This is a genomic window from Mesotoga sp. HF07.pep.5.2.highcov (assembly GCF_003666285.1).
GTDB classification, from domain to species: domain Bacteria; phylum Thermotogota; class Thermotogae; order Petrotogales; family Kosmotogaceae; genus Mesotoga; species Mesotoga prima.
In genome coordinates this window covers 1-10678 of record NZ_JFHJ01000597.1, presented here as the reverse complement: position 1 = coordinate 10678, position 10678 = coordinate 1, and the positions used below count along the sequence as shown (strand labels likewise).

Below are 10678 nucleotides of genomic sequence, written 5' to 3'. Positions count from 1 at the left end.
ATTTCAGGGCAGGCTCATTGGGGCAGGCTAATCAGGGCACGCTCCGTGGGATACCAACATATCGTTATTGCGGAAGGGCTAGATTCTGTCATTCCGACAAAGCTCCTGGTCGGAATCTTGATGCCACTTCTTACGATTTCAACCAAGAACGAAGAACAGATCCTCGCTCTTGAACGAGCAACGGGTTCTCCTCGGAGAACGGAGAACCGTCCAACGGAGAACAGGTTTCACTTCGCTCTTTCCGACCATAACCTCTTACCACCAACCACGGTTCCTGAAAAAACCCAGATCCTGAACATGAGCGCTTCAGGATGACGAAATAAGTTGGTTCTGATCAGATGGTTTTGAATTGCTTCTCGAGGACTGGGTCAATCTCTTTTTTGCTCCTGACCAACCCCCAACCTGCTACCACCGGCCACGGTCTTCAAAAGTGCAGATCCCGAAACAAGTTCGGGATGACAGAGTGAGGGACTTCCACAAACCGCTGCCTGGACAACTTCCTCAGCTGCATTGAAACCCTGAATCGATTGCCGGTTCTTTTCACGAGACCCCATACCCTGTTATCGATACCCCGTGCTCGGCGTATTGAACTTGTTTCAGCATCCCGGTGGGTTCTCCGAAGATGCCACATACCGTCTGAACTTGATTCGGCACTCGGTGCTGTCTTGTTGAATGCCAGTAACAAGCTTACCTCATCGCCCCTTAGAAAAGGTCTTCTTTCTTATTGTTGCAACTTGGTCCTTGGAACTTGAAACCATTCTTTTCGGAGAACGGAGAACCTTTCAACGGCAAACCGGCTTCTGTTGCTCCAACCCCTGACTACTGACCTCTACCCTTGGTCTCTCGAAGATCCACAATCTTTCCCGGATTGAGTGTGTTGTTTCGATCAAAGGCTTTTTTTGCCTCGAATCAGGTCATCATGTTTGCTTCGTCGAACTCGAGAATCCTGTTCATCTTCTCGAAACTCATGACGATTCCACGGTATGAAGGCACTGCGCCGCCTGAAAGGCCTGTTCCAGCGCCTCTTGGCGTAACTGGAATCAAGTGCCTGTTTGCAAATTTCATGATCTCCGACACTTCCTCAGTACTTACAGGGAAAGTGACGACCTCCGGTCTAACTGCTTTCAATTCCGCCGCCTCGTCTCTAGAATATCTATCCAGTGACTCCGCATCGCATTTGACGGGGATGTTGAGTAGTGATTGTGACTCTTCGATCAGGTCCGCGTTGAGCCGTTCGTAATTCATTTCTTCACCTTCAGGGGTAACGCATCTCCACAGCCACCTCCCTAGCCCTGAGAAGTAGCTCCTTCCCCCCGAAAAGCGGCTCCTCTTCAAAGCGGAGCCCAATACGCCTTTCAAAGTTATCTTCGTTGAAGACGTAAACGAGTCTCTCTCCGCGATTACCGACGCTCACGACGGGGAAAACCGCGAAGGAATCGCCCGTCATGGAGATCTTAGGTTTCAATCCGTAGCCCTCGAGAATTCGGCCGAAGAAGCCGGTGTTGCAATTGAAATGGGCAGTTATGACCGTTGTGCTTCCGACTCTGGCGGCGCACGTTTCGCCCTTCTGGGCTATTACGGCGAGCTCTTCGCCCCCTTCCATTCTGAAGGCCCGAGCGAAATGCGTGGCCAATTCCGGCAAACCCAAAGGTTTCACCGAGAGGAAATATTTGTTAGAGGAGTGGTAAGCTTCCCCGGGAGTTATGCTTAGAGCCTCAATCAGTTCCCTGCAAACTCTGCCGGTCATATCGAAGAGAGGCAACTCCCCGTAAATCAGCAGCCTTCCCCCGCGTTCGACATGATCCGCGATCTTTCTCTGGATCGAAACGTCCAGATACCTCGCACATGGAAGGATCAGCAGCCTTTCGGGATCGATTTCTCCATCCTGTATATTCTTCACGTCGTAGCGGTATCCCAGTAGCAGGAGTGCCTTGAGGAAGCTGTCCCAGAAGTTGCCCGCCCGGTGAGTTTGGAGATCGGAAATCATCTCTTCGGATCTCGTCCCGTAACGGTACTCGCTCATGAAATAGTACGGAATGAAGGCCACCGTCAGAGGATCATGGCTTACCGAGAGATTGCCCATGTTTTTCGCCAGTGGTTTGAGGGAGAGCGTCGCTTCCTTCAGGAAGCGGTAGGTGTAGTTTTCCGCGCCCGTAGGAGAGATCGGGGCCGCAAAGCCGTGGAGCTCGCCGGTGAAGGCTATCCTTCCGTTGCCGTCGAGCGGCTCGGGATCAAGGACATAGTTTCTTCCTCCCGAGAAGAGGTAGTAGTTGATCAATCGGTTCCCCTGGGCGATGCAGAGCTTCAGCTTGTGCTCTAGCGTGTAAGGGTCAATCCTCTGCCCGTAGTTGTCCCCGTAGTTGCCGTCGCCGCACTCGAATTCCATGGAACCATAAACTCCCCCGCAGGCAGCCGCGAGCATTTCATTTATCGTGTAGAGGTCCTGGAAGTTCCTCAAGGAGAGATCTCCCAGATAGACATCGCTAGAGGGGAAGACCTCCTCGTCGTCGCAGGCTTTGTAAAGCTGGCTGATGCCTATCGGGAAGGTGAAGCCCCTTCCTTCGGACGTACCGTGAATGTTGACTATATAGGGGATACCTTCGAGGCCGGCCCTCTTGGCCAGCTGTTTCAGGTTCTGCAAGTACTCTCTGTAATCCTCGCGCGTGAACTCGCCGAGGTCGCGTATGAACTCCAGCGAGAAGTCTTCTCCCGGGCTGCGGAGGAGCCTGTAAGTTTCATCGCGCTTCTCAAGCGTGAAGCCGTAGGGCTCCCGGCCGCGCTTCTCCGTGACCCGGTCGTTGAACCTCGCGAGCGTGAAGTCCGAAAGATCGGGCGTGTTGTTGACCCACTGAAGCATGCCTATCTCATTATCCAGCTGGACGGCCATAACGTTTCCTCCCCTACCGACCAGCAACGGTCCGAGGATCTCCCCCACTCTGACGTACCATTTTTCGACCTCTGCGAGAAAGTCCGGGTGGTTGTAGATGACCATGGCGCTCTCGACTTTTCTTCCTTCCCAGCTGATGGGTCTGAGATGTGGGTGCTTATCGTACAGCCAGTGTGGGATCCCTTCGTTTTTTAGCTCTGCCATGACGAAGGGACCCGGTCTTGCTATGAAGTAAAGCCCCAAATCCTTAGCAAGCTCCACGAAGGCTCTCAGGTCTAGCCTCCCGGTGAAATCGTATCTTCCTTCGACGCTCTCGTGACAGAGCCAGGGAATGTAGGAAGCTATCGCGTTGCAGCCGGCCTCCTTCGCTTTTTCGATCCTCTCTCTCCACTCTCCGGGCTCGAGTCTGAAGTAGTGGATCTCGGCCGAAATCAACCGGGGAGTTCCACAGATCTTCGACCAATTCTCTTTTTTCATTCTTCATCACCTTCGCAACGGCCATTGAAACCTTTAAACAATTATAGCCCAGGTATTTCCCGCCGGGATTTTGGCCGGAGTGAGAAAAATAGTATAATTTGTTGAAACGTTTCAATGAAAGAAGGGATAACCTTGGCGACTATAAAAGACGTGGCGAAACTCGCGGGGGTTTCGATCTCCACCGTTTCCTACGTCCTGAACAACAGCAACAGGATAGGCGAAGAGACCAGGCAGAAAGTGTTGAAGGCCGCGAAGGAACTGAACTACGTTCCCAATACCTTCGCCAGGAGCCTTAAGAAGGAAAAGTACGACCTCGTATCGCTCATCGTCCATGAAATAAAGGGTCCCTTCTACGATTCTCTGGTGAAGGGCATTCAGGATGTTCTTCACAACATGGGCTACAACCTTTTGATCTACTGCACGCTGGAGAACCGCCGTCAGGATGTCGCCAAGTTTCTCAAAAACGATATCGTCGACGGCCTCATCATCATGACGCCGACGGTCAAATCCGAGGATATAGAAGGCTTCTCACGGGACTTCCCTGTAGTCACGCTCGACAGGGTGTTGAAAAGCGAGAGGGTGAGGAGCGTTCGGATAGGCAACGAAAGGGGTTCTTACGAAGTCGTCAGACACCTCCATGAACTGGGCCACAGGCGGATAGGTTTCATAAAGGGGTCGAAGGACACTCTGGATGCCAGAGAACGGTATTCCGGCTTCACCGGAGCCATGAAGAAGTTCGGACTCAACGTTGTGGCCGGGGACGTTCTGGAGGGCGACTTCACCGAAGAGTCCGGTCGGAGCTTGATGAGCGGTTACCTGGAGGTGAATCGTGGCCGGAAGATCGCGACGGCCTTCTACTGCGCCAACGACGAAACGGCCATAGGCGCGCTCAAGGCGATAAACGAGTACGGGTTGAGAGTGCCGGAGGATATATCTCTTGTCGGCTTCGACGATATAGAACTCTCCTCGTACATAACCCCGAAACTGACCACGGTGCGGAGACCGATGTACCAGCTCGGCTCACTGGCCGCGCACATGCTTATCAGCCTGATCTTTGGCAAGTACGACGAGGTGAGCAATATCAATCTCGATGTTACGTTGGTGGTGAGGGATTCGACCGGGAGGGCTGCACATGAAGAGATTGAGTGATATGACGCTCGAGGAAAAGATCGGTCAGCTGGTGATGTATGGCAAGTATGGAGAAGCTCAACAGAAAGCGCTGGCCGAGGGAAGAATCGGTTCCTTTTTGAACAACAGGGGCGAAGAGACGCAGATGAGGCAGAACCTGGCCCTCGACTCGCCAACTGGCATCCCCCTGATAATAGGCGACGATGTCATTCACGGATTCAGGACGATCTTTCCCATTCCCCTCGCTCTGAGCTGTTCCTTCGATTTGGGACTCATAGAGGAAACGTGCGCCCTGTCGGCGCGCGAGGCGGCCATGGAGGGTATAAACATGATATTCGCCCCCATGGTGGATATCTCGAGAGATCCGAGGTGGGGCAGGGTGGCCGAAGGGGCCGGCGAGGACCCCTATCTGGGAAGCGAAGTGGCGAGAGCGAGGGTCAGGGGATACCAGAGAAACGATTGGGAGGACATGCCGAAAACCGCCGCCTGTGCCAAGCATTATGTTGCCTACGGCGCACCGCAGGGCGGAAGGGATTACGATGGGGCCGATATCTCTGAGAGATCGCTCCGGGAGATCTACCTGCCACCCTTCGACGCGGCGGTTAAAGCTGGTGTGATGTCGGTGATGTCATCTTTCAACGATCTCAACGGGATACCCGTCTCGGGCAACGAGCGTGCGATACGGGGGATCCTAAGGGGTGAGCTAGGCTTTGGGGGAGTTGTGGTGAGCGACTGGGAATCGGTGGAAGAGCTGGTGAACCACTCGATAGCCTCCGACGGGAGGGAGGCGGCCCGTCTCGGCTTCAAAGCGGGGTGGATATAGACATGAACTCCGGAGTCTACGAGAGATATCTGAAAGAGCTCGTCCACGAAGGGAAGCTTACGGTCGAGGAGATCGATCAAGCGGCGGGGAGAGTCCTGAAACTGAAGGAGAGGCTAGGGCTCTTCGGCAAAAAAAGGTTCGTGATGGAAGACGCACGCCGGCTGAGCCTAGAAAACCTCGCGGCGAAAGAACTGGCCTTGAAGGCGGCGCGCGAATCCATAGTCCTGCTCAAGAACCGGGATCTCCTGCCGTTGCGAAAGGGGACAAAACTTGCGGTGATAGGCCAGCTGGCAGACGACAGGCCCGACATGCTCGGCTGCTGGGCCGGACAGGTCGAGGTGCAGGAGAGTGTAACCGTTCTCGAAGGTCTGGAGAACCTTGGAGAGGAATTCCGCTACGAGAGGGGCTGCGAGATAAACTCCGACATAGAGGGCGGCATCGACAGGGCCCGCGAGATCGCGTCGAAGGCGCAGGTCGTGCTGATGGTTCTGGGCGAGACGTCCTCTATGAGCGGCGAAAACCGCTCCAGGGCTGACATAACGATACCCGCGGTCCAAAGGAAGCTTCTAAGGTCGGTCATGGAAATTAACGAGAATGTAGTGCTGGTCGTGGTGAGCGGCCGGCCCCTGGTTTTGAGCTGGGAGGAGGCTAACGTGCCGGCGATTCTCCAGCTCTGGCAGCCCGGCCATCAGGCCGGCAACGCACTCGCCGAAATCCTCTACGGCATTCACAATCCCTCGGGGAAATTGACGCTGACATTTCCGGCCGCCGTCGGTCAGATACCGGTCTACTACAACAGGAAAAACACGGGCCGTCCGCTGTTCAAGAAGTATATAGATATCCAGGACGAACCGCTCTTCCCCTTCGGCTGGGGTTTGAGCTACACGGATTTCGATTACGAAGATCTCGCGCTCTCGAGCGATTCGCCGAAGATGGGGGAAGAGCTTAAAGTGAGCGCGCGTGTCACCAACCGCGGCGTTTACGACGGCTCGGAGACGGTTATGCTCTTCGTAAGGGATGTGACGGCCTCCGTCACCAGACCGGTGATGGAGCTCAAAGGTTTCGAAAAACTCTTCCTAGAGGCCGGTCAATCGAAGAACGTACAGTTCGACATAACGGGGGAGATGCTCTCTTTTCTCGATGAAAATTTGAAGCCGTCTCTTGAGAAGGGGCGGTTTGAGGTCTTCCTCGGGCGCAACAGCGTCGAACACCTGAAGGGCTATTTCGAACTGATCTGAAGAGACACAAAGGATTTTTCACTTATTCAACCGTGAGTGGGAATATACATCCTTCTTCGAAGTTTACGGGATTTTCTTCGGCCCTCTCCTGTATGATAAGCTTGAAATACCGTTGAAACGTTTCAATTAGTTTCAGCAGGAGGTGCGTGGTGAAGCGCGTTGAATGCAGAGACGGGAAGTTCGTCATCGACGGGCGGGAAAGGTTTCTCTTCTCGGCCGAGATGCATTACTTCAGGGTTCCGGCCGGCGACTGGTCCGACAGGCTGGAAAAGATAAGGCGGGCCGGCTTCGACACGTTGAGCTTCTACGTACCATGGTTCTGGCACGAGACAAAAGAGGGCGAGACAGACTTCGAAGGCCGGACCACTCCAGAAAGGGATCTGACGGGTTTCACAAGGCTGGCCATGGAATACGGTTTCGACCTCATAATCAAACCCGGTCCGTACATAATGTCCGAGCTCAAGAACGAAGGGCTTCCCGACTGGCTCTACATGAAACACCCCGACGGAATCGCGTTGACGATCGAGGGAAAGCCGCACCCCACCAGAGTCTTTTCATATCTGCATCCGGGTTTCCTCGACTGCGTGAGAGAGTGGTACGCATCGATCGCGAAGGCTATCCGGGAGAGCGACGCGATAATGATCCAGCTCGACAACGAAGTGGGCATGCTCCACTGGGTGACCTCCACGGGCGATTACAACCCGGTTGCCCTCGCCCATTTTCGCGAATACCTCACGGCCAGAGCACCTGAGCTTCTCGCGGAGTTAGAGGCCTGGAGTTACGGCAAACAGTTCGGCTTTCCCCTGAACGTAGAATATCACAGGTTCATGAGGCAATACTTCAGGGAGTACCTCGAAACTCTCTCCCGTTTCATGGATGAGGAGTGCATCGATCTGCCGAAGATAATAAACATACACGGCTTTGATACGCTCGAGTACGCCAAGAGAGGCAAGAATTACCCAATCGGCGTCTCCCAGTTGAAGGCGGCTGCCGACATACAGCGGGCTGTTCTTTCGGGCGACTACTATATAGGCAACATAGTACACGAGAACTTCACCGATATCAGCATCTCAAATTCGATCATGACGGCCGTCGAGAATCCTGCCCAACCGCTCTTCTCGGCCGAGTTTCAGAGCGGTTTCCAGCACGATAGGCCGAAACTCATGCCTTCCTCGATAGATCTCTCCAGCCGGCTCTGCATAGCGGGCGGAATGAACGCGATCAATTACTATCTCTTCGTCGGGGGGAGAAATCCCGAGGGGAGCGGCCTCATGGGAAGCGCGCACGACTGGCAGGCGCCCATCGGAGCCAGTGGAGAGCTCAGGGGGAGTTATAACAAAATCAAAGAATTGATAAGTACCGTAAGAGCGTCCGAGAAAGAATTGCTGAACGCCAAACCGGCCTTCGATACGTGGTTCGGTTTTATCTCCTCTTACTATGCGGGCGAATTCTTCGCCCAAGACGGATACCCCTTCGCCCGGATCAAAGCACACAGGGACATGGCTACGTTCGACGGACTGCTCAGGGGGCTCTTCCTTTTGAACTATACCGCTGGAGCGGTCGATCTGGAAGCGGTCGAAGAGATCGATCCGACGGAACGGCCAATTCTCTGGGTCTTCTCCGGTCCCTTCATGCCGGCCGGTGTTCAGAAAAAGCTCGTCCGGTATATGGAAAGCGGCGGGAGGCTAGTTCTCTTCCCCTCACTGCCGGAGCGGGAAGAACACGGTAGAGAGTGTGCGATCATACGCGACCGCCTGAACGTCGAAAAAGGTAAAGAGAGGGACCGGTCGATGGCGCGGATCTTTGGCCTTGAAATAAACGCCTTCTACACCGAGAGCTACCGTGAACTTTCGGGCTTGTCGCCTTTCGGGTTCGACGAAGAAGGTTCGGCCTGCGCCTTTTACGGTTCTGTCGGGCAGGGCGAGATAGTCATGCTCGGCTGCGGTATAGAGCTTGAGAGGGAGTACAAGCTCGAAGTCCTCAGCAGGCTTTGCGAGCATCTTGGAATAGAAAGAAACGTCGAGATAAAGGGGGAATTCATCGATGCCTGGCTCAGGAAAGGGGAAGGCGTGGATTTTCTGTTCCTCAACAACTACGATGACTACGACAAAACAATCACAGTGAAGACCGGAGATCTTGAATTTGAAGCGACGGTCAAAGGGCGAGAGGGCCGGATCGTCCGGCTCGACGGGAGTTTCCGGGAGCGGAAAAAGTTTGAGGCCCGTAAGGCCGTCTTTTGAGGAGCGTGTGGAAAGTGAGGCTTTTCGAGAGCAAGTACGGATATTTCACCCCGGACGGGAGGGAATACGTGATAGTCGATCCACGAACTCCTCGCCCCTGGGTGAACGTTATAAGTAACGGAGATTACTCCATGATCGCCTCCCACACGGGGAGCGGTTACTCCTGGCGGGGCAACGCCGGCCAGAACCGGATTACCAGATCTTACCAGGACCTGATCAAGGATAACTGGGGCAAGTACTATTACATACGTGACAGGGAGAGCGGAAGATTCTGGTCGGCAGGCTGGAAGCCGGTAATGGCCCAATACTCTCTTTACGAAGTGGTCCACGGGATGGGCTATACCATCTACCGCCACCGCGTGGAGGATATCTACTCGGAGATGAAAGTTTTCGTATCGGCAAAGGCGCCGGTGGAACTGGCCGAGATAACCCTGAAGAACGAGGGCGCCACCAGCCGGAGACTCGACATCACATCGTACTTCGAGTGGGTTCTCGGCAACTTCCCCGACGAGCACAGGGAGTTTCACAAGCTCTTCATCGTACCGGCCTTCAGAGACAACGCGATCTTCGTAAGAAAGTATCTAGGACAGTTCCCCGACGGGAAGGGAAGGTGGAACAACACCGACTGGAACCAGATCGCCTTTCACGGTGCGAGCGAGCCGGTGAAGTCCTACACCTGCGACAAGGAATCCTTCATCGGGATGTACGGCTCCCAGGAGAGACCGGCCGCGCTTTTTGAGGACGAACTGCCGGGAAAGTGCGACAGGTTCGGCGATCCCTGCGCCGCCCTGCAGGTCGAGATGGAGCTGGCTCCGGGACAGTCGAAGAGCGTCGTATTCACCACCGGCACCGCGATCATCGGCGAGGAGGACCCGGAGGAACTGCTGAAGTCTCACAGCTCCCTCGGGGCTTCCAGGCGACTCTTCTCGGAAGTAAAAGTGATGTGGGACGGTTTGCTCGAGACCGAGAAGGTCGAAACGCCCGACCCGGGGCTGAATATAATGACCAATTACTGGTCGAAGTACCAGGCGATCTCGGGCAGATTATGGGGCAAGTCCGGGTATTACCAGGTATCGGCCGGTTACGGCTTCAGGGACCAGTTACAGGACTCGCAGATCTTCCTTGTTTCCGACCCGGGCCTCATGAGGAAACAGATCCTACTCCACGCACAACACCAGTTCAGAGAGGGAGACGTCTTTCACTGGTGGTTTACCATAGGCGGCGGCGGTCCGAGGACAGGCTGTTCGGACGACCTTTTGTGGCTTCCCTTCATCACGTCGCAGTACGTGAGGGAAACGCTCGATTACGGCATACTGGATGAAGAGGTGTCCTTCGCTGACGGCGGTTCAGCGACGCTTTACGAGCACTGTAGGCTTGCCATCGAGAAGTCCTTTAAACGTTTCTCACCACGCGGGCTGCCCCTTATAGGAGAGCATGACTGGAATGACGGAATGAACGCCGTGGGCAGCGACTGGAAGGGAGAAAGCGTTTGGCTTGCTCAATTCATGTACCTTCTGCTCGAGCGGTTCCTGCCTCTTTCAACGAAGCGGGGAGATGGGGTCTTCGCCGATAGGTGCCGCGACGTGATGCAATCGCTGAAGGACGCCGTGAACGAATACGCCTGGGATGGCGAGTGGTTCATCCGCGCGACCAAAGACGATGGCGGCAAGATTGGCTCGAAGGAGAACGAAGAGGGAAAGATCTTCCTCAACGCCCAGACCTGGGCCGTGATAAGCGATATAACCGATTCCGAAAGGAAGGCCATCGCCATGGACTCGGCCGGAAGGATTCTCCTCAAAGACTTCGGCGCCCTCTTGCTCTACCCGGCCTTCACGAAACCGGCGCCGGATATAGGATATATAACCAGATACGCTCCCGGGCTGAG

At 54.7% G+C, this 10678-nt stretch carries 8 protein-coding genes; 6 read left to right on the top strand and 2 right to left on the bottom strand.

Translation table 11 applies throughout. The features are described from left to right. Positions 1–315, top strand: a 315-nt coding sequence (locus BG32_RS15875; RefSeq protein WP_220660337.1) for a hypothetical protein, incomplete at its 5' end; no start/stop codon positions are given. 594 nt (positions 316–909) lie between these two features. On the opposite strand, the gene BG32_RS12575 is transcribed toward BG32_RS15875, so the two are convergent. Continuing rightward, positions 910–1245, bottom strand: coding sequence for an FAD-binding oxidoreductase (locus BG32_RS12575; RefSeq protein ID WP_310793894.1), 336 nt, complete (start codon positions 1243–1245; stop codon positions 910–912). 10 nt (positions 1246–1255) lie between these two features. Further along, on the bottom strand, positions 1256–3364 hold the full coding sequence (locus BG32_RS12570) for a beta-galactosidase (RefSeq protein ID WP_121526937.1): 2109 nt from the start codon (positions 3362–3364) through the stop codon (positions 1256–1258). A gap of 132 nt (positions 3365–3496) precedes the next feature. On the opposite strand from BG32_RS12570, the gene BG32_RS12565 reads away from it, so the two are divergent. The 5 genes from BG32_RS12565 to BG32_RS12545 all read left to right on the top strand — a co-directional run. Beyond that, the gene (locus BG32_RS12565; protein ID WP_121526936.1) at positions 3497–4513 is read left to right on the top strand and encodes a LacI family DNA-binding transcriptional regulator; all 1017 of its coding nucleotides are present in this window, start codon (positions 3497–3499) and stop codon (positions 4511–4513) included. Continuing rightward, positions 4497–5315: a glycoside hydrolase family 3 protein gene (locus tag BG32_RS12560; RefSeq protein ID WP_121526935.1), complete on the top strand. Its 819-nt coding sequence runs from the start codon at positions 4497–4499 to the stop codon at positions 5313–5315. Before BG32_RS12565 ends, BG32_RS12560 begins: the two co-directional genes overlap by 17 nt. 2 nt (positions 5316–5317) lie before the next feature. Then, on the top strand, positions 5318–6553 hold the full coding sequence (locus BG32_RS12555) for a glycoside hydrolase family 3 C-terminal domain-containing protein (protein WP_147435032.1): 1236 nt from the start codon (positions 5318–5320) through the stop codon (positions 6551–6553). Between the two features lie 149 nt (positions 6554–6702). Further along, entirely contained in the window at positions 6703–8793 is a 2091-nt protein-coding gene (locus BG32_RS12550; RefSeq protein WP_121526933.1) for a beta-galactosidase, read from the top strand. Positions 8794–8807: 14 nt separating this feature from the next. Beyond that, a partial coding sequence (locus BG32_RS12545; protein ID WP_121526932.1) for a GH36-type glycosyl hydrolase domain-containing protein occupies positions 8808–10678 on the top strand: 1871 nt, incomplete at its 3' end.

Excerpts from the sequence above, each read along its gene's own strand:
- BG32_RS12575 (WP_310793894.1), bottom strand. The coding sequence starts at position 1,245 with ATGAATTACGAACGGCTCAACGCGGACCTGATCGAAGAGTCACAATCA.
- BG32_RS12570 (WP_121526937.1), bottom strand. The coding sequence starts at position 3,364 with ATGAAAAAAGAGAATTGGTCGAAGATCTGTGGAACTCCCCGGTTGATT.
- BG32_RS12560 (WP_121526935.1), top strand. The coding sequence starts at position 4,497 with ATGAAGAGATTGAGTGATATGACGCTCGAGGAAAAGATCGGTCAGCTG.
- BG32_RS12555 (WP_147435032.1), top strand. The coding sequence starts at position 5,318 with ATGAACTCCGGAGTCTACGAGAGATATCTGAAAGAGCTCGTCCACGAA.